At 72.6% G+C, this 18,651-nt stretch carries 20 protein-coding genes and 1 tRNA gene; 15 read left to right on the top strand and 6 right to left on the bottom strand.

All coding sequences use genetic code 11. The features are described from left to right. The first annotated feature begins 126 nt into the window (after window positions 1-126). The 3 genes from ACDF64_RS17960 to ACDF64_RS17950 all read left to right on the top strand — a co-directional run bounded on the left by ACDF64_RS17960 (window position 127) and on the right by ACDF64_RS17950 (window position 2,824). A complete protein-coding gene (locus ACDF64_RS17960; RefSeq protein WP_394552708.1) occupies window positions 127-1,038 on the top strand; it encodes a MetQ/NlpA family ABC transporter substrate-binding protein in 912 nt (303 codons plus the stop codon). Between the two features lie 98 nt (window positions 1,039-1,136). After that, on the top strand, window positions 1,137-2,165 hold the full coding sequence (locus ACDF64_RS17955; protein ID WP_394552707.1) for a methionine ABC transporter ATP-binding protein: 1,029 nt from the start codon (window positions 1,137-1,139) through the stop codon (window positions 2,163-2,165). After that, on the top strand, window positions 2,165-2,824 hold the full coding sequence (locus ACDF64_RS17950) for a methionine ABC transporter permease (RefSeq protein WP_394552706.1): 660 nt from the start codon (window positions 2,165-2,167) through the stop codon (window positions 2,822-2,824). The genes ACDF64_RS17955 and ACDF64_RS17950 overlap by 1 nt, the downstream gene beginning before the upstream one ends. Before the next feature lie 107 nt (window positions 2,825-2,931). Here ACDF64_RS17950 and ACDF64_RS17945 read toward each other — a convergent pair whose 3' ends face one another. Then, window positions 2,932-3,423 (bottom strand): MarR family winged helix-turn-helix transcriptional regulator, encoded by a 492-nt coding sequence (locus ACDF64_RS17945; RefSeq protein WP_394552705.1) that lies wholly within the window; start codon window positions 3,421-3,423, stop codon window positions 2,932-2,934. Between the two features lie 86 nt (window positions 3,424-3,509). Between ACDF64_RS17945 and ACDF64_RS17940 the strand changes: the two genes are divergently transcribed. From ACDF64_RS17940 to ACDF64_RS17925, 4 genes are all read left to right on the top strand, one after another. Then, window positions 3,510-3,581, top strand: a tRNA-Gln gene (locus tag ACDF64_RS17940). A gap of 1 nt (window position 3,582) precedes the next feature. Next, a complete protein-coding gene (gene glmU, locus ACDF64_RS17935; protein WP_394552704.1) occupies window positions 3,583-5,022 on the top strand; it encodes a bifunctional UDP-N-acetylglucosamine diphosphorylase/glucosamine-1-phosphate N-acetyltransferase GlmU in 1,440 nt (479 codons plus the stop codon). A gap of 32 nt (window positions 5,023-5,054) precedes the next feature. Continuing rightward, complete coding sequence (locus ACDF64_RS17930) at window positions 5,055-6,032, top strand: ribose-phosphate diphosphokinase (RefSeq protein ID WP_394552703.1); 978 nt, start codon at window positions 5,055-5,057, stop codon at window positions 6,030-6,032. A gap of 20 nt (window positions 6,033-6,052) precedes the next feature. Next, entirely contained in the window at window positions 6,053-7,762 is a 1,710-nt protein-coding gene (locus tag ACDF64_RS17925; RefSeq protein ID WP_394552702.1) for a long-chain-fatty-acid--CoA ligase, read from the top strand. 78 nt (window positions 7,763-7,840) lie between these two features. Here ACDF64_RS17925 and ACDF64_RS17920 read toward each other — a convergent pair whose 3' ends face one another. From ACDF64_RS17920 to ACDF64_RS17910, 3 genes are all read right to left on the bottom strand, one after another. Beyond that, complete coding sequence (locus tag ACDF64_RS17920; RefSeq protein ID WP_394552701.1) at window positions 7,841-8,194, bottom strand: hypothetical protein; 354 nt, start codon at window positions 8,192-8,194, stop codon at window positions 7,841-7,843. Window positions 8,195-8,313: 119 nt separating this feature from the next. Then, window positions 8,314-9,771, bottom strand: a complete 1,458-nt coding sequence (gndA, locus tag ACDF64_RS17915) for an NADP-dependent phosphogluconate dehydrogenase (RefSeq protein WP_394552700.1) — start codon at window positions 9,769-9,771, stop codon at window positions 8,314-8,316. A gap of 124 nt (window positions 9,772-9,895) precedes the next feature. Further along, the gene (locus ACDF64_RS17910; RefSeq protein ID WP_394552699.1) at window positions 9,896-10,618 is read right to left on the bottom strand and encodes a FadR/GntR family transcriptional regulator; all 723 of its coding nucleotides are present in this window, start codon (window positions 10,616-10,618) and stop codon (window positions 9,896-9,898) included. A 245-nt stretch (window positions 10,619-10,863) separates the two neighbouring features. On the opposite strand from ACDF64_RS17910, the gene ACDF64_RS17905 reads away from it, so the two are divergent. Further along, the gene (locus ACDF64_RS17905; RefSeq protein ID WP_394552698.1) at window positions 10,864-11,487 is read left to right on the top strand and encodes a 50S ribosomal protein L25/general stress protein Ctc; all 624 of its coding nucleotides are present in this window, start codon (window positions 10,864-10,866) and stop codon (window positions 11,485-11,487) included. A 173-nt stretch (window positions 11,488-11,660) separates the two neighbouring features. On the opposite strand, the gene ACDF64_RS17900 is transcribed toward ACDF64_RS17905, so the two are convergent. Continuing rightward, a complete protein-coding gene (locus ACDF64_RS17900) occupies window positions 11,661-12,299 on the bottom strand; it encodes a TetR/AcrR family transcriptional regulator (RefSeq protein ID WP_394552697.1) in 639 nt (212 codons plus the stop codon). Window positions 12,300-12,470: 171 nt separating this feature from the next. Between ACDF64_RS17900 and ACDF64_RS17895 the strand changes: the two genes are divergently transcribed. From ACDF64_RS17895 to ACDF64_RS17865, 7 genes are all read left to right on the top strand, one after another. Further along, on the top strand, window positions 12,471-13,079 hold the full coding sequence (locus ACDF64_RS17895; protein WP_394552696.1) for a DUF6230 family protein: 609 nt from the start codon (window positions 12,471-12,473) through the stop codon (window positions 13,077-13,079). 99 nt (window positions 13,080-13,178) lie between these two features. Next, window positions 13,179-13,829 carry a DUF6114 domain-containing protein gene (locus ACDF64_RS17890; RefSeq protein ID WP_394552695.1) on the top strand — a complete coding sequence of 217 codons (651 nt, stop codon included), beginning with the start codon at window positions 13,179-13,181 and terminating at the stop codon, window positions 13,827-13,829. Beyond that, window positions 13,826-14,584 carry a hypothetical protein gene (locus ACDF64_RS17885; RefSeq protein WP_394552694.1) on the top strand — a complete coding sequence of 253 codons (759 nt, stop codon included), beginning with the start codon at window positions 13,826-13,828 and terminating at the stop codon, window positions 14,582-14,584. The genes ACDF64_RS17890 and ACDF64_RS17885 overlap by 4 nt, the downstream gene beginning before the upstream one ends. Window positions 14,585-14,692: 108 nt before the next feature. Next, entirely contained in the window at window positions 14,693-15,277 is a 585-nt protein-coding gene (gene pth, locus ACDF64_RS17880) for an aminoacyl-tRNA hydrolase (protein ID WP_394552693.1), read from the top strand. 69 nt (window positions 15,278-15,346) lie between these two features. Then, a complete protein-coding gene (locus ACDF64_RS17875; RefSeq protein ID WP_394552692.1) occupies window positions 15,347-16,951 on the top strand; it encodes a hypothetical protein in 1,605 nt (534 codons plus the stop codon). A gap of 43 nt (window positions 16,952-16,994) precedes the next feature. Then, a complete protein-coding gene (locus tag ACDF64_RS17870) occupies window positions 16,995-17,498 on the top strand; it encodes a hypothetical protein (protein ID WP_394552691.1) in 504 nt (167 codons plus the stop codon). Beyond that, window positions 17,498-17,920 (top strand): MerR family transcriptional regulator, encoded by a 423-nt coding sequence (locus ACDF64_RS17865; RefSeq protein WP_394555202.1) that lies wholly within the window; start codon window positions 17,498-17,500, stop codon window positions 17,918-17,920. The genes ACDF64_RS17870 and ACDF64_RS17865 overlap by 1 nt, the downstream gene beginning before the upstream one ends. Here ACDF64_RS17865 and ACDF64_RS17860 read toward each other — a convergent pair. Next, window positions 17,879-18,571, bottom strand: a complete 693-nt coding sequence (locus tag ACDF64_RS17860) for a ribonuclease H (RefSeq protein ID WP_394552690.1) — start codon at window positions 18,569-18,571, stop codon at window positions 17,879-17,881. The genes ACDF64_RS17865 and ACDF64_RS17860 overlap by 42 nt on opposite strands. Window positions 18,572-18,651 lie beyond the last annotated feature (80 nt).

Genomic DNA, 18,651 nt, shown 5'->3' with positions numbered 1-18,651 from the left:
CGTAGGGTCGAGGGGTACCCGCGATCGCGGCATCGACGCCCCACCGAGAACCCTCCCTGGCGGAGCCATGTCGTCCCTGCGCACACGAGCGCCCGATCCCGCGTGCCGACCCCGAAAGGATCCGCCATGCCCCGTCCCCGCCTCCGCTCCATCCTCGCCGCCGCCGCGGTCGTCCCGCTCCTCGCGGGCCTCGCCGCGTGCTCGTCCGCGAGCGCCGACAGCGCCGAGGGCGCCGGCAGCGGCGACGAGGTCGTGAAGATCGGCGTCGTCGGCAAGAGCGACCCGCAGTGGGCGCCGTTCGTCGAGGCAGCCGCCGAGGAGGGCATCACGGTCGAGCTGGTCGACTTCTCCGACTACACGCAGCCGAACCCCGCGCTCACCGAGGGCGAGCTCGACCTCAACCAGTTCCAGCACATCGTGTACCTGGCCGGCTACAACGTGTCGTCCGGCGAGGACCTCGTCCCGATCGGCTCGACCGCGATCTACCCGCTCGGCCTCTACTCGACGAAGTACGAGTCGGTGAAGGACATCCCCGCCGGCGAGACCGTCGCCGTGCCCGACGACGACGCCAACCTCGCCCGCGCGCTCCTCGTGCTGCAGTCGAACGACCTCGTCACCCTGAAGGACGGCGGCTCGATCTTCGCCGGCCTCGACGACATCGACGAGGCGAAGTCGAAGGTCAAGGTCACCACGCTCGAGGCATCCCTCACCCCGACCTCGCTGCCCGACGTCGCCGCCGCGATCATCAACAACGACTTCGTCGAGGACGCGGGCCTCACCTTCTCGGACGCGATCGCGAAGGACGACCCCAGCGACCCGAACGCGCTGCCGTACGTGAACATCTTCGCCGCGCGCGCCGAGGACGCCGACAACCCCACCTACCTGAAGCTCGTCAAGATCTTCCAGGAGACGCAGGCGGTGCAGGATGGCCTGCTCGAGTCCTCGGGCGGCACCGCGGTGCTGCTCACGACCCCGGTCGCCGACCTCGTCGACTCGCTCGCGACGGTCGAGGCCGACACGAAGGAGCACCAGGGCTGACCTACCCTGGGATCCACGGCAGGCGGTGCGCATGACGCGCACCGCCTCGCCGCGTTTCCCGGGTGCCCCGAACACCCCGCCCCCGAAAGGAACACCCCATGGCTCTCGTGAGCCTCGCCAACGTCACCAGGTCGTACCCGCCCGCCGTCCGCGGCGGCGAGCCGGTCGTCGCCGTCGACGACGTCACGCTCGACATCGAGGCGGGCGACGTGTACGGCGTCATCGGCTACTCGGGCGCGGGCAAGTCGACGCTCGTCCGCCTGATCAACGCGCTCGAGCCCGTCACCGCGGGTGCCGTCCGCATCGACGGACGCGAGCTCGGCGCGCTCGCCGAGCGCGAGCTCCGCGAGGTGCGCGCCGGCATCGGCATGATCTTCCAGCAGTTCAACCTGTTCGAGGCGAAGACCGTGCGCGCCAACGTCGCGTACCCGTTGAAGGTCGCGGGCTGGGCGCGGGCCGACATCCGCGACCGCGTCGACGAGCTGCTCGCGTTCGTCGGCCTGGTCGACAAGGCCGACGCCTACCCCGACCAGCTCTCGGGCGGGCAGAAGCAGCGCGTCGGCATCGCGCGCGCGCTCGCGACGCGCCCCCGGATCCTCCTCGCCGACGAGGCGACGAGCGCGCTCGACCCCGAGACGACGCAGGAGGTGCTCTCGCTCCTCAAGCGCGTGAACGAGGAGCAGGGCGTCACGATGGTGGTGATCACGCACGAGATGGACGTCATCCAGTCGATCGCGACGAAGGTCGCCGTGATGGACGGCGGCCGGGTGATCGAGGCGGGCGACGTGTACCGGGTGTTCTCGCGGCCGGAGCACGAGGCATCTGCGAAGTTCGTCTCGACCGTGGTCAAGGGCATCCCGTCGCCGGCCGAGCTCGCGGTGCTCCGCGAGCGGCACGACGGCCGCATCGTCACGGTCTCGTTCCGCGACGGCGACGCGTCGCAGGCGCGCGTCTTCCTCGACCTCGCGCAGGCCGGGCTCGACTTCGAGCTCGTCTACGGCGGCATCAATGACATCCGCGGCCGCGCGTTCGGGCACCTCACGCTCGCGGTCCGGGGCGAGGATGCCTCGGTCGACACCGCGCTCGCCCACCTCTCCACCTACGTCGAGCTGTCGGAGGCACGCTGATGGACGCCCTCATCGACCTGCAGCCCGAGTTCTGGAAGGCGGCGATCGAGACCCTCTACATGGTCGCGCTCACGCTGCTGTTCGGCGGCCTCGGCGGGCTCGTGCTCGGCACCGGCCTGTACGTCACGCGTCGCGGCGGCCTGCTGCCGAACCGGGCCGTCTCGAACACGCTGAACATCGTGATCAACTTCTTCCGGCCGATCCCGTTCATCATCTTCATCGCGGCGGTCCAGCCGGTCTCCCGGCTCGTGATCGGCACCGGCATCGGCATCAACGCGGTCATCTTCGCACTCTCCCTCGCCGCGTCGTTCGCGATCGCGCGCATCGTCGAGCAGAACCTGCTCACCGTGCGGCCCGGCGTGATCGAGGCCGCGCGCTCGATGGGCGCCGGGCCCTGGCGGATCCTCGGCACGGTCGTGATCGGCGAGGCGCTCGGCCCGCTGATCCTCGGCTACACGTTCGTGCTCGTCGCGATCATCGACATGTCGGCGATGGCCGGCCTCATCGGCGGCGGGGGCCTCGGCTACTTCGCGCAGCTCTACGGCTACCGCCAGTTCGAACCCGCCGTCACGTGGGCGGCAGTGCTGCTCATCGTCGTGTTCGTGCAGGTCGTGCAGTACCTCGGCAACTGGCTGGCGCGGAAGGTCATGCGGCGGTAGGCCGGGCTGCGGTCCACCGGGCGTTGAGCGAGCGGAGCGAGTCGAAACGGCCACCATGGCGCGTTTCGACTCGCTCGCTCCGCTCCCTCGCTCAACGACCGGGGTGCTCAGTCGAATCCGAGGCTGAGCTTGCGCAGCAGCCCCGCGAGGCGCTTCTGCTCGGCGCCGGGGAGTCCGCTCAGCAGCGACTCCTCGGCGTCGACGAGCCGGGTGATGGCCGCGTCCACGCGGATCAGCCCCTCGCGGCTCATCTCGACGAGGATGCCCCGCCCGTCGTTCGGGTCCTCCTGGCGGCTCACGAGGCCGCGTTGCACGAGCCGGTCGATCCGGTTCGTCATCGTGCCGCTCGAGACGAGGGTCTGCTGGAGCAGCGCCTTCGGCGACAGCCGGTACGGCGACCCGGCCCGGCGCAGCGCCGAGAGCACGTCGAACTCCCACGACTCGAGCCCGGACTGCGCGAACGCGTGCTTGCGCGCGCGGTCGAGGTGCTTCGAGAGCCGGTCGACCCTGGAGAACACCTGCAGGGGCGCGAAATCGAGGTCGCGGCGCTCGCGTTCCCAGTCCCCGACGATCCGGTCCACCTCGTCGCTGTCGGTCATCCCGTCATCATGGCAGGTGGCAGACTTGAGGGCGGCGCGGCGGGCGACGGATGCCCCATGGGCATTCCGTCTCCAGAGTCGCGCGGTCCGCCATGGTGTAACGGCAGCACGACAGCCTTTGGAGCTGTGAGGACCAGGTTCGAATCCTGGTGGCGGAGCATGACCGATCAGAACCTCGCCGTCATCGTCCTCGCCGCCGGGCAGGGCACCCGCATGAAGTCCACCCTCCCGAAGGTGCTGCATCCGCTGGCCGGCGCGCCCATGCTCGCGCACGTGCTCGCGACCGCGCGCGCCCTCGACCCGGCGACCGTGATCACCGTGGTCCGCCACGAGCGGGACCAGGTCGCCGCGGCCGTCGAAATCGAGCTGCCCGGCAGCGCGATCGTCGACCAGGACGAGGTGCCGGGCACGGGCCGCGCGGTCGAGCAGGCGATCGGGGCGCTTCCCGGCGGCTTCGAGGGCGACGTGCTCGTGCTGAACGGCGACGTGCCGCTCCTGAACGCCGACACGCTGCTCGGATTCCTCGGCCGGCACCGCGACCGCGGCGTCGCGGCATCCGTGCTCTCGGCGCGATTCGCGGACCCGAACGGCTACGGCCGCATCGTCCGCGACGTCGACGGCGCGTTCGACCGGATCGTCGAGCAGAAGGACGCCGACGACGCCGAGCGGCTCATCGACGAGGTGAACGCGGGCGTCTACGCGTTCGGCGCCGGGGCGCTGCGCGACCAGCTCGCGAACCTCACGACCGAGAACGCCCAGGGCGAGAAGTACCTCACCGACATCATCGGCCTGCTCCGCGCCGCGGGCAGCGAGGTCGAGGCGGTCCCGGTGTCCGAGCCGTGGCTGGTCGCCGGGGTCAACGACCGCGCCCAGCTCGCCGAGACGGCCGCGCGCCTCAACGCGCTCATCGTGCGCGGCTGGCAGCTCGCGGGCGTCACGATCGAGGACCCCGCGACCACGTGGATCGACCTCGCGGTGCGGCTCGAGCCGGACGCCGTGATCCGCCCCGGCACGCAGCTCAAGGGCGCGACGGTCGTCGAGACCGGCGCGGTCGTCGGCCCCGACACCACGCTCGTGGACTGCGAGATCGGCGCGGGCGCCGAGGTGAAGCGCACCGACGGCACGCTCGCGGTCATCGGCGCCGGGGCGTCCGTCGGCCCGTTCGCGTTCCTCCGTCCCGGCACGGTGCTCGGCGCCGACGGCAAGATCGGCACGTTCGTCGAGACCAAGAACGCGACCATCGGCCGGGGCAGCAAGGTGCCGCACCTGTCGTACATCGGCGACACCGAGATCGGCGTCGAGTCGAACGTGGGCGCCGGCTCGATCACCGCGAACTACGACGGCGTGAACAAGCACCGCACCGAGATCGGGTCGCACGTGCGCACCGGGTCGCACGGGGTGTTCGTCGCGCCCGTTAGGATTGGTGACGGTGCGTACACGGGGGCAGGCACGGTCGTCCGAAAGGATGTCCCGCCGGGCGCTCTCGCGGTGAACGTCGCACCTCAGCGCAACATCGATCGGTGGGTCGCGGCCAACCGGCCGGGCACCGCTGCCGCCGAGGCAGCAGCCCGCGCAGGGTCCGGGGAGGACGTCGACTGACCCGGCCTCGGCCGGTGGGAAGGACAGCACACATGTCGGGCATGGAGACCGCCGGATCGAGACGCCTCGTGCTCGTGTCAGGACGTGCGCACCCCCAGCTCGCGGAGGAGATCGCGGACGAACTCGGCATCGAACTCGTGCCGACCGACGCCCGCACCTTCGCGAACGGCGAGCTCTACGCGCGCTACGACGAGAGCGTGCGCGGGGCGGACGCGTTCGTGGTCCAGTCGCACGCCGCGCCGATCAACGAGTGGCTCATGGAGCAGCTCATCATGGTCGACGCGCTGAAGCGCGCGTCCGCGAAGCGCATCACGGTGGTCGCCCCGTTCTACCCGTACGCCCGACAGGACAAGAAGGGTCGCGGCCGCGAGCCGATCTCGGCGCGCCTCGTCGCCGACCTCTTCAAGGCAGCCGGCGCCGACCGCATCATGTCGGTCGACCTGCACGCCGCGCAGATCCAGGGCTTCTTCGACGGCCCCGTCGACCACCTGTTCGCGATGCCGGTGCTGCTCCAGGAGTTCAAGAACTCGCTCGACCCCGACACGCTCACGGTCGTCTCGCCCGACATGGGCCGCGTGCGCGTCGCCGATATCTGGAGCGACAAGCTCGGCGCGCCGCTCGCCATCATCCACAAGCGCCGCGACCCGCTCGTGCCGAACCAGGTCTCGGTGCACGAGATCGTCGGCCAGGTCGAGGGCCGCGTCTGCCTCCTGGTCGACGACCTCATCGACACCGGCCGCACGATCGTGAAGGCCGCCGAGGCGCTCAAGAAGGCCGGCGCCATCGGCGTCGTCGTCGCCGCGACGCACGCGGTGTTCTCGCCGCCCGCGGTCGAGATCCTGCAGTCCGACGTCATCGACCGCGTGGTCGTCACGGACACGCTGCCGATCCCCGAGGACAAGCGGTGGGACCGCCTCCACGTCCTGCCGATCGCGCCGCTGCTCGCTCGAGCCATCCGCGAGATCTTCGAGGACGGATCGGTCACGAGCATGTTCGACGGCGCCGCCTGATCCGACCGGGAGGGATGGACATGACCGACATCACGACCCCCCGCCCCTGGCTCGCCAGCTACGCCGACGGCGTGCCCGCCGACGTCGCCGAGCCGGACGGCTCGCTGTACGACCTGATCCGCGAATCGGTCGCCGGGTACGGCGGCCACGCCGCACTCGAGTTCTTCGGCCGGTCGACGAGTTACGCCGAGCTCGGCGAGCAGATCGAGCGGGCGGCCGAGGGGCTGCGGCTCCTCGGCGTCCAGGCGGGCGACCCGGTGGCCATCGTGCTCCCGAACTGCCCGCAGCACATCGTGGCGTTCTACGCGATCCTGCGCCTCGGCGCGATCGTCGTCGAGCACAACCCGGTGTACACGCCGCGCGAGCTCCGCCACCAGTTCGAGGACCACGGCGCCAAGGTCGTCATCGCGTGGGACAAGGTCGTCGAGACGATCCAGGGGTTCCCGCGCGACGTCGCGGTCCGCACGATCGTGTCGGTCGACGTGACCCGCGCGATGCCCTTCGCCACGCGGTTCGCGCTCAAGCTGCCGATCGCGAAGGCCCGCGAGTCGCGGCAGGCGCTCACGACGAAGGTCCGCGGCACCACGCCGTGGGAGACCCTCGCGAAGGCCGAGCCGATCTCGTCGCACATCCACCGCCCGACCGCGGACGACATCGCGCTCATCCAGTACACCTCGGGCACCACCGGGAACCCGAAGGGCGCGGTGCTCACGCACGCGAACCTGCTCGCGAACGCCGCGCAGGCGCGCGCGTGGGTGCCGGAGGTGCAGCGCGGCACGTCGGTCGTCTACGCGGTGCTCCCGATGTTCCACGCCTACGGGCTGACGCTCTGCCTCACGTTCGCGATGAGCATGGGCGCCAGGCTCGTGCTGTTCCCCAAGCCCGACCCCGACCTCATCCTCCCGGTCGTGAAGAAGCGTCCGGCGACCTTCCTGCCCGCGGTGCCGCCGATCTACAGCCGGCTCACGCAGGCGGCCGACGCGCAGGGCGTGTCGCTGCGGGGCATCCAGATCGCGATCTCGGGCGCCATGCCGCTGTCCGCCGATGTCGTGGAGCCCTGGGAGGAGCGCAGCGGCGGCTACCTCGTCGAGGGCTACGGCCTGAGCGAGTGCTCGCCCGTGCTCATGGCCAACCCGGTCGCGCCGACGCGCCGGGCCGGCACGGTCGGCTTGCCGCTGCCGTCGACCGAGGCGCGCGCGGTCGACCCCGACGACCCGATGACGGATGTCGCACCGGGCGAGCCCGGCGAGCTCGTGGTCCGCGGGCCGCAGGTGTTCACGGGCTACTGGCGCAAGCCCGAGGAGACCGAGGCCGTCTTCGTCGACGACCCCGACGGCGGCGTGCCGTGGTTCCGCACGGGCGACATCGTCCGGATCGACGCCGACGGGTTCGTGACGATCGTCGACCGGATCAAGGAGCTCATCATCACGGGCGGCTTCAACGTGTCGCCGAGCGAGGTCGAGGACGTGCTGAGGCGCCACCCCGCCGTCGAGGATGCCGCGGTCGTCGGCCTTCCCGACGCGCACTCGGGCGAGCAGGTCGTCGCGGTCGTGGTCGTCGCGGACGGCGCGGAGTTCGACCCCGAGGCGATCCGCACGTTCGCGCGGGACACACTCACGCCGTACAAGGTGCCCAAGCGCGTGGTGCGCGTCGACGAACTGCCCAAGTCGCTCATCGGCAAGGTGCTGCGCCGCGAGGTGCGCAACCGGCTGCTGATCGACGAGGGCTGACCGACGGGGGCTGACCGCCGGGGGAGGGTCGGCCGGGCGCTCCGCGCCGGGCCGAGGTCGGCCGGGCGCTCCGCGCCGTCAGGTCGCGACGCCGCGCACGCCGGGCGGGACGCCGCCCGGCATGATCCCGAGGTTCGCGACGAGGCGTTCGCCCGACGGGGCATCCGCGAAGCACAGCCAACCCGGCCCGCCGCGGCCCGCGAGCGAGAACTCGATGCGCGACCCCGTCGACGACGTGTCGAACGCCGCGACGGTGAGGGCGCACGCCTGCGCGGCCGCGCGGACCGCGACGCCGTAGCCCGACAGGACGAGTGGCAGCACCATCGCGCCGAGGGCCACGAGGACGACGAAGCGGAGCATCCGCCGGTGCCGCTCGCCGCGGACCGGGGCGCCGTCGTCGTTGTCGAGCTCGGGATGCCAGTCGCCGGTCATGGGAGCACCATGCTAACCCGCGCCGACCGTCGCGACCGCGGCGCGCCCGGAACGCGACGCGGCCGCCGCCGGGAGGTCCCGGAGCGGCGGCCGCGAGGAAGCGGGCCGGGCCCGTGCGATCAGTGCCAGCTGGGCTCGGTCTCGATCTCGGACCGGTCGCCCGACCACAGCGTGTGGAACACGCCGTCCTTGTCGATGCGCTTGTAGGTGTGCGCGCCGAAGAAGTCGCGCTGGCCCTGGATCAGGGAGGCGGGCAGGCGCGACGCGCGGAGGCCGTCGTAGTAGGCGAGCGAGGAGGAGAACGCCGGGGTCGGGATGCCCGCGCCCGCGGCGACCTGCACCACGCGGCGCCACGACGCCTGCGCCGACGCGACGGCGTCGCGGAAGTACGGCGCGACGACGAGGGCGACCAGGGCCGGGTCCTCCGCGTAGGCGTCCGCGATCCGGTTGAGGAAGCGGGCGCGGATGATGCAGCCGGCGCGCCAGATCTTCGCGATGTCGCCCTTCTTGACGTCCCAGCCGTACTGCTCGGCGCCAGCGATGATCTCGTCGAAGCCCTGCGAGTAGGCGATGATCTTCGACGCGTAGAGCGCGAGGCGGACGTCCTCGATGAAGGACTCGGGGTCCTCGACCGTGAAGTCGCCCGAGGGGCCGGGGAGGTCCGATGCGGCCTCGCGCTGGGCGCGCTTGGACGAGAGCGAGCGCGCGAACACGGCCTCGGCGATGCCCGACGTGGGCACGCCCAGGTCGAGCGCGTTCTGCACGGTCCAGGCGCCGGTGCCCTTGGCGCCGGCCTCGTCGAGGATCAGGTCCACGAGCGGCGTGCCGGTCTCGGCGTCGACCTGGCGCAGGACCTCGGCGGTGATCTCGATGAGGTAGCTCTCGAGCTCGCCCGAGTTCCATTCGGTGAAGATGTCGGCGATCTCGGCGGGGCTCTTGCCGGTGCCGGTGCGGATCAGGTCGTAGGCCTCGGCGATGAGCTGCATGTCGGCGTACTCGATGCCGTTGTGCACCATCTTCACGAAGTGGCCGGCGCCGTCGGTGCCGACATGCGTCACGCAGGGCTCGCCCTCGGCGACCGCGGCGATCGAGGCGAGGATCGGGCCGAGCGTCGCGTACGACTCGGCGGTGCCGCCGGGCATGATCGACGGGCCGTTGAGCGCGCCCTCCTCGCCGCCGGAGATGCCGGTGCCGACGAAGTGGACGCCGGTCTTGGAGACCTCGGCCTCGCGGCGGATGGTGTCGTGGAAGTTCGCGTTGCCGCCGTCGACGATGATGTCGCCGGGCTCGAAGCGGGCGGCGAGCTCGGAGATGACCGCGTCGGTGCCCTTGCCGGCCTGGACCATGATGATCGCGGTGCGGGGCTTGGCGAGCGAGGCGACGAACTCGTCGTAGGACTCGGCGGCGAGGAAGCCGGCCTCGGGGTGCTCGGAGACGAGGGTCCGGGTGCGCTCGGCGGAGCGGTTGAACACCGCGACCGTGTTGCCCTCGCGGCTGGCGAGGTTGCGGGCCAGGTTGGACCCCATGACGGCGAGGCCGACGACCCCGATATTCGCTGCTGCCTGGCTTTCCGCCATGATTCCTCCTCCGCCGCATGCCGCGGCGACTCCGGTGAGTGGGGTTCGCGTCCCAGCGTAGGCCCGCGGCGGAACGACGTCGCGGCTCGGGGACGACTTCAGTGTAGCGAATAAATCATACTTATTACGCGCGCGGGGCGGCGGCCCTGGGCACGTCCGTCCAGGCGGCGTCGAGCTCGCCCGCGGTGCGGCGCATGATCCGTTCCATCGCGGTGCGCGCGAGGTCGGGCCGGTGGTCGCCGATCGCCGCGGCGACCTCGAGGTGCAGCCGCAGCGTGTCCTCGTGAGGCTGCGCGGGCATGAGCCCGTGCTCGGTCCGGCCCCGCAGGACCTCGCCGATCGCGTCCGCGAGGCTCGCGAACATCTCGTTCCCCGAGGCGGCGAGCACGAGCGCGTGGAACCGGATGTCGAGCTCGAGGAACGCGACCGGATCGCGGTCGCGGCCGGCGTCGGCCATGCGCTCGGCGGTCGCGAGCAGCTCGGTCGCGAGCGGCCCGGCCGCGTGCACGGCCGCGAGCTCGGCGGCCGCGGGCTCGACCGCGGCGCGCAGCTCGGTCAGCGAGCGCAACTGCGAACCGCGCCGGTCGGACGCCAGCCGCCAGCGGATGACGGCCGGGTCGAAGACGTTCCAGTCGGCCTCCGGCCGGACCCGGATCCCGACGCGCCGCACGCTCTCGACGAGCCCGAGCGACTGGAGCACGCGCACCGCCTCGCGGACCACCGAGCGGGAGACGCCGAGCTCGGACTCCACGTCGACGGCCATCATCGTCGCGCCCGCCCGCAGGTCGCCGGCCACGATGCGCCCGCCGAGCGAGTCCACGACCAGGTCGTGCAGGCGCGAGCTCATGGTTCGAGGATAGCCACGGCCGTGGGGGCCGACCGCGGTCGTTCCGGCCGCCCAGCGACCTCGCAGCGCATCCGGTAGACTGGAGGTTCGAGAACTTCGGCGAGGGATGCCTCACCGCCGGTGCATCCGGCCGGGGCATCCGTGATCGACGCGGTGGAAGCGAGCTTCACGGCTGTTCCTCACGCGCATGCGTTCGAGTTGAAGACAGACACCCATCTGGGCCAGAGCCCGCAAGGAGATCCATCATGGACGAAGACAACCAGATCCTCGCAGAGGTCCGCGAGACCTTCGGCAAGGGCGCTGCCCGCAAGCTGCGCGCCGCCGGCAAGATCCCCGCCGTCATCTACGGCCACGGCACCGAGCCGCAGCACGTGACCCTCCCGGGCCACGAGACCGGCCTGCTGATCCGCAAGGCGAACGCCGTGCTGGACCTGCAGATCGAGGGCAAGAGCCAGCTCACGCTGGTCAAGGACGTCCAGAAGGACCCGGTGCACCAGGTCATCGAGCACCTCGACCTCATCATCGTCAAGCGCGGCGAGAAGGTCCAGGTCGAGGTCCCGGTGCACACCGAGGGCGAGTCCGCGGCCGGCACCATCGCCGACCTCGACGCCCACACGCTCCTGCTCGAGGTCGAGGCGACCCACATCCCCGAGAACGTGGTCGTGTCGGTCGAGGGCCTCGAGGAGGGCACCCAGATCCTCGCGAAGGACGTCGTGCTCCCCAAGGGTGCGTCGCTCGTGAGCGACGCCGAGGCGCTCGTCGTCAACGTGCACGTGCCGCAGAAGGTCGACCTCGGCGAGGAGGCCGCTGAGGAGGCCGCAGCCGAGGCTCCCGCCGAGGAGGCCGCCGAGGAGGCCGCGGCCGAGTAACCCTCGCGCAGCATCCGGGCCCGTGCCCGGCGCGGGCGGCATCAGCCGCCCCGCCGGCCACGGGCCTTCGCCGTTCCCGGGGCTCGTCGTCGGGTCGGGTCGCAGTGCCGGGCGGTTCGCCGTTCCGGGTGCGTCGCCGTGCTGCGTGCGTCGCAGTGCCGGGCGCGTCGCCGTCAGGCGTCGAACAGCGCGGCCGCGGCCGGCTCGTCGACGAACCGCACGACGCCCTCGAGCGCGCCCTCGGCGAGTTCGACGATGCGCTCGGCGGGCCGGTCGGCGCCGTGCGCGGCGTCGACGAGGAGCTGCTCGGCGAACGCGATCCACGCGCGGATCGCGATGCGCAGCTCGGGCGAGGCCTGCACGTCGCATTCGGCCAGGAGCGCCACGACCCGGGCGGCCTGCGCCTTGCGCGCCTGCTCGACGACCTCCTGGATGCGCGGGTCGCCGCTCGCGGTGCCGCGGACCAGGGAGACGAACGTGCCCCGGTGCTCGCGCACGAAGCCGACCGTCCGCAGGAGCGTGTCGTGGAGCCGTTCGAGCGGGGGGAGGTCCTCGCGCGGCTCGGTGGCCCGGAGCATGCTGTCGCGCGCGGTGCGCACGATCTCGCGCTGGAAGCCCTGCTTCGACTCGAAGTAGTGGAAGACCAGGCCCTTCGAGACGCCGGCTTGGGCGGCGAGTGCGGCGAGGTCGATCTCCTGGAGCGGATGCTCCGCCAGCGCGGCGACGCCGAGCGCGACGAGCTGCGCACGGCGCTCGTCGGGGGCGAGACGGACGCGTCTGGCGACCGTCGGCTCGTCGGGGGCGGCGGACATGCGGCGAGCCTAGCGGGGCGTCGCGGAAGAATCGCGGAAGTTCTTGCTGACTGACGGTCAATAGTTGTTGACCGAGGGTCAACAGGATGCCTACACTCGCTCCTCGGGCGGCGATGGCGCCGCCCACCTGCGGCTCCCGCCGCAGCGCTTCTGTCGCATCAAGGAGGATCCATGAAGCTGAAGTCCCTCACCGGCTCGCGGGTGGGCCGCGTGGCGCTCGCCGCCGTCCCGGTCGGCGTCGCCGCGAGCCTGTTGCTGGGCGGCGTCGCCCAGGGCGCGGTGCCGGTCTCGTTCGCGGTCTCGGGGAAGGCGTTCAAGATCTCGGCCGACGAGCTCTCGGGCACGGGCTTCTCGCAGTACGCCGGCGTCGCCCTCACGACGGCCGGCCAGAAGGGCGACCCGAAGGGCCAGGCCCCGGTCGCGATCTCGAACATCACCGACGCCACGCTGAAGAACCTGTGCCAGTCGGTCGACGTGCTCGGCCCGATCGGCCTGCGCATCGAGGCCGGCAAGGGCGAGACGCCCGTGACCGCGCACGACCTCCAGATCGCCATGAGCGACCTCAAGGGCGACGCGACCTTCACGAACATCCGCATCGGCGTCGACGCGTCGACCGTGAAGGGCCTGCACACCGGCACCGCGGGCGAGTTCGCCCAGGACGCCGAGGCCGTGAAGATCACCGGGCTCCAGCAGACGTCGTACAGCACGACGGCGGGCACGTTCAACCTCGCGGGCCTGCACCTCGCGGTCGTCGCCGACGGCACCGCCTCCTGCTTCTAGCAGCCGGCCGCGCGGTCGCGCGGGTGCCCAGCCGCACCCGCGCGACCGCCGCCGCCCAGGCCGTGCGCCGCGCCCCACCCACGACTGAGGAGCCATCACATGGATGCCCACCCCGACACCCTCGGCCCGACCTTCGACGCCTCCGCCGCCGAGTCGGCCGCCCGCCCGGCCGGCCGGCGCGCCCGCCGGGCGGGCACCCCGCCGCCGGCGCCCGTCGCGTTCGATGCCGGCGCGTTCGATGCGATCGCGACGGATGCGATCGCGACGCACGTGATCGCGACGGATGCCGATGCGAGCGCCGCCCGCACGGAGGCCGGGCCCGTCGCCGCCTGGTTCCGCTCCCGGCCGACGATCGGCGGGCTCATCACCGTGCTCGGCGGCGTCGCGATGTTCTTCTCCTCGCAGCTGCAGCTCGGCGGCATGACCGTGCACGTCGGCATCGAGGGCGCGCAGGCGATGATCCTGCCCGCCGTGCTCATCGTGTGCGGCGTGCTGGCGATCGGCTCGCCCGCACAGCACCTCTTCTACGGCATCGTCGCCATGATCATCTCGGTCTACTCGCTCGTCGGCGTGAACCTCGGCGGCTTCTTCGTCGGGTTCCTGCTCGGCTCGATCGGCGGCGTGGTCGTCGCCTCCTGGCGGCCGAAGGCGCGCCCGGCCGGCGGCGACGAGGCCGCGGCCGCGGACGCAGTTCCCGCGACCGGCGAACTCGCGACCGGCGCCCTGGGGGCCGCGGAGGAACGCGCATGAGGACGCGCACGCGCCGAGCCGCCGTCGCCGCGCTCACCGCGGGCATCCTGGTCTTCGGCGGCGGCACCGCCCACGCGACCGCGCTCGGCACCGAACTCGGCTGCACGTCGGGCGGAGTGCTGGCGTTCCTGGACGCCGAGCCGTGCCCCGACGACGCGACCGCACCGGTCGCGACGACGCCGCCGCCCGCCGACGGCACCGAGGCGTCCGCTCCGGTCGGTACGACGGACCCGGCCGGCCGGTCCGCGGACGCGGACGCGCCGACGGCGCCGGGCGCCCGAGACACCGCCCCGGAGACCGCGACGACCGTAGCCCCCCTTCCCGACGCCCCGGCCGACCCGGCCGGCATGGTGTTCACGCCGACCCCCGCCACGCTCACGGCGAGCACCCTCTCGATCGAGGGCCTGCGCGCGATCGAGATCGTCACGGTCGACCTCGCCGACGGCACGACGTCGCGCGCGCTCAAGATCACGGCCGACCGCGTCGTCATCGACGGGTTCGGACTCGACGTGCCGACCGGCGACGGCGGGCTGGACACGACCGCGACGACGCTCGTCGTCGAGGGGAACGCGACCATCTGGACCCCGTCGATCACCGCGATCCTGGAGGACGGCGTCGAGCACGTGATCGACACCGGCTCGGCACCGGACCCGGCCTCGCTCGGGCGGCTCCTCCGGCTCCGGCTTCCGCTGCTCGGCATGGTCGCCGACTCGGTCGCCTACACGGGCACCGACCAGGCGGTCCACGCGGGCTGACGCCGAGGGCACCGGGTACGCTCGATGCGGGCCGATCGGCCCGCTCACCCCCGGATCGGAGCGCGGATGGCGTGGTTCCGCAGGCAGGGCGCACGGAAGGATGCCGCGATGGCCGAGAACACCTGGCTCGTCGTCGGCCTCGGCAACCCGGGCGCCCAGTACGCCGGCAACCGGCACAACGTCGGGCAGATGGCGCTCGACGAACTCGCGGGCCGGATCGGCGCGACGTTCAAGAGCCACAAGACGCCGGCGCGGGTCGCCGAGGGGTTCCTGCGCCCGGGCGGCCCGAAGCTCGTGCTCGCGAAGCCGAACACGTACATGAACACCTCGGGCGGGCCCGTCTCGGCGCTCCTGAAGTTCTACTCGCTCGGCGTCGACCGGCTCGTCGTCGTGCACGACGAACTCGACATCCCGTTCGACACGATCAAGCTCAAGGCGGGCGGCGGACATGGCGGGCACAACGGCCTCCGGGACATCCAGAAGGCGACCGGGTCGCCCGACTTCACCCGCGTGCGCGTCGGCATCGGCCGCCCGCCGGGCCGGCAGGACCCCGCCGACTACGTGCTGAAGGACTTCGCCGGCGCCGAGCGGCAGGCGCTGCCGATCCTGCTGTCGGATGCCGCGGACGCGGTCGAGGCCGTCGTGGACCTGGGCCTCGTGGCCGCGCAGCAGAAGTTCCACTCGCCGAGCTGACCGGTTCGTCGGGTCGGGCGCTGCGTGCTCCCTCCTCGTCCGCCGCATCGGCGAACTAGACTCCGGCACATGCCGACCTCCGGCACGGCGTTCGACCTCGCCGCCTATACGCGCGACGCCGCGGGAAGCCACCGCGACGCGATCGGCGACGTGCGCGGCCTCGGCCCCGACGACCTCGACCTCGTCGGCATGCTCCGCGACCTCGAGGGCGGCACGATGGCGTACCTGCGCCGCGTGCTGGTGACCCCGACGCACAAGGACGCCCGGGTCACCGCGTTCCTCGTCACCTGGTCGTTCGAGCGCTTCTGGATCGCGGACGCGCTCGGCGCCGTGCTCGGCGCGGGCGGGCGCGAACCGGATACCCCGGGCGCGGAGTCCGTCGTCGGGGCATCCGATCCGCGTCGGGGCCACCGGCGCGCGCGCCGTGGGCCGGTGCCCCGCGCCCTCGGCGCGTTCTTCGCCGGCCCGCCGCTCGTCGCCGCGCACGTCGCCTCGCTCGCGGTCGACGACGCCGTGCTGTGCGCGGCGCTCGCGGCGCTGGCCGAACGAGTCGCGGTGCCGGACGCGGCCGACCTGTTCGCGCGCCTCGCGCGCGTGCACGAACGGCAGGGGAGGTTCCTCGTCGAGGAGGCATCCGCTCGGCTCGCGGCCTCGGAGGCGGCGCGGCGCCTGGCCCGCCGGGAGCTGCGCGACGAGGCGTACCCGCTCGGCCTCGCCGACCGGACCGCGGCCGAGCGCGCCCGTTTCGCATGCCTGGCCTTCGGCGCCGCCCCAGGGTCGTCCGCGCTCGTCGCGGCGCTCGCGCCCGTCGGGGCGCTGCCGGGCCTCGACGACGGCGGGATCGACGCGCTCCGCGAGCGCGTGCTCGGGGGACGTGAGCCCATGGCGTTCGACATCGACCGGTACGCGGCATCCTCGGTGCGCCTGGACTGGGACGACCTCGACCTCGACCACTTCCGTGCGCACCCGCTGCCGCCCGGCACGCTGCGCACGCTGCGGTACATGGCCGACGTCGAGTACCACACGGTCTGCTACACGCGCGACCTGCTGACGACGCCGTCGCACCGCGAGCCCGAGGTCGGCGCGTTCATGACGATGTGGAACCGCGAGGAGTTCTGGCACGGCGAGGCGCTCGCGGCCGTGCTCGGCGTGCACGGCATCACGGTCGACTACGACGCGCTCAAGGCGAGCCGGCTGAAGCTCGGCTGGCGCGACCGGCTCGACCCCGTGAAGCAGTCGGTCGCGGGCGCGCTCGTCGGCGCCGACTTCATCGCGGTGCACATGTCGTGGGGCGCCGCGAACGAGTGGAGCGCGATCACCGCGTACCAGCGGATGGCCGAGCTCGAGGACGACCCGGTGCTCGCGGAACTGCTCGGCCGGATCGCCCGCCAAGAGGCGCGCCACGTCGCGTTCTACACGTCGCAGGCGCGCACGCGGCTCGCGGCGAGCCGGCGCGCGCAGGTCGTGACCCGCTTCGCGCTCCAGCGGTTCTGGGCGCCGGTCGGGTCGAGCATCCAGCCGCGCGAGGAGGTCCGGCACGTCATGGCCCAGCTCATGAGCGGCGAGGCCGGCCGGCGCGCGGCGCGCAAGGTGGATGACTCGATCGCGGCGCTGCCCGGGATGGACGGGCTCACGATCGTGCAGGACGCGCTCAACGGGCTCGGCGCGGCCTGACGGACTTGACCCTGCACCGTGGTGCAGGGTTCACCATGTCGGCATGGACCAGACTCAGACCCCCGCCGCCGCGCACGTGAACGCCCGGCCCGCCGGCGCCGTGCCCGCCACCACCGGTGCCCCGGTGCGCTTCGGCCGCGCCGGCGCGATCTACGACCTCGTCGTGACGATCGCGTTCGCGACGCCGCTCACCGCCACCTGGATGTTCGACCTGCAGCGCTGGCTCCACGTCGTGTTCGGTGCGGGCGGCGCGCCGGTGCCGGAGTTCGGCGCCGTCCAGCTCATGTTCACGAGCATGATGGGCACGGCCGTGACGATGTGGGCGATCGCGCGCATCCTCTTCCCCATCGCCCCGCTCATCGCGATCGACACGGCGGGCCGCGTAGCGTTCTCGGCATGGATGATCTTCGCCCTGGCGTCGGGCGCGAGCACCGTGATCGTCGCGTTCCTCGTGGCGGAGCTGACCTGGGCGGTGCTGCAGGCGATCGGGCTGGTCGAGCAGCGGCGCGCGTCGGTCCGACGGGGGACGGCGGGGGCGGCGGCGTGATGCAGACGTCCGACCTCGCGGCGGCGGCGCGCGTGCCGGTCAGCACCATCCGGTTCTACGAGCGCCGCGGGCTCATCCCCGAACCGGACCGCAGCACCGGCGGGTACCGGCGCTACCCCGAGGCGACGGCGGCGCGGGTGCGCTTCATCGGCCGCGCCAAGGCGCTCGGGTTCACGCTGTCGGAGATCGCCGAGTTCCTCGCGCTCTCCGACCTGGGCGCCCCGCCGTCGATCGACGGCTTCCTCGACGAGCGGCTCGCGGACCTCGACCGCCGCGTCGACGACCTGCTGCGCGTCCGATCGGCGCTCGTCGCGCTGGCCGACCGACCGCCGCAGCCGGGCGCGTGCCCGGTGATCGACGCGCTCGGCGGGCCGATCGGCTCAGATCAGCCCGCGCAGGAACTCCTCGGGCGTCCGTCCTGACTCGCGGGCCCGCTCGACGAGCCGGGTGTGCTCCTCGCTCGTGAGCTCGAGCGTCATGGTCAGCCAGTCGGCGGTCGGGTCGTCGAAGTCGAAGAGCGTGGCGTCGGCCGACGACTTCCGATCCTCGGCCGCGGCCTCGGCGAGCGAGGCGGGGGGTGCCGGGGCATCCTCGACCGGGCCCTGGGCGGGGGCGCCCGCCCAGCCCGGTCCGCTCGGGACCGCGCCGCCCTGCTGGTAGGCGGTCGCGGCCGCCCGGGCGCGGACGTCGGCCGCCTCGTTCGCGGCATGCCCCGCGTGCCCGCGCACCCACTCGAAGCGGTACCGGCGGCCGACGAGGGCGTCGTCGAGTTCCTGGAGCAGGTCCTGGTTCAGCACGGGCTTGCCGTCGGCCTTCCGCCAGCCCTTGCGCTTCCAGCCGGGCATCCACTTCGTCACGCAGTTGATGACGTACTGGCTGTCGCACTGGATGAGCAGCTCGTCGTCGAGGTGCGCGGTCGCGCGGAGGAGCTCGAGCACCGCCTTCAGCTCGCCCTGGTTGTTGGTCGCGCGCTTCCAGCCCCCGGCCGCCCATCGGTCGTCGTCGACGTACCAGGCCCAGCCCGCAGGGCCCGGGTTGCCGAGCGCGGATCCGTCGGCGGCGGCGGTGATCATGCGGTGGACTCCCAAGGGTCTGGAACGGTCGGATGCATCGGCGGATGCACGGCCGGATGCGGCGCGCCCATGCTACCGGG

Source organism: Agromyces sp. MMS24-JH15 (genome assembly GCF_043518605.1).
GTDB lineage: Bacteria > Actinomycetota > Actinomycetes > Actinomycetales > Microbacteriaceae > Agromyces.
Note: the sequence above shows the minus strand (reverse complement) of the source record. Positions and strands in the feature narration are given on the sequence as shown.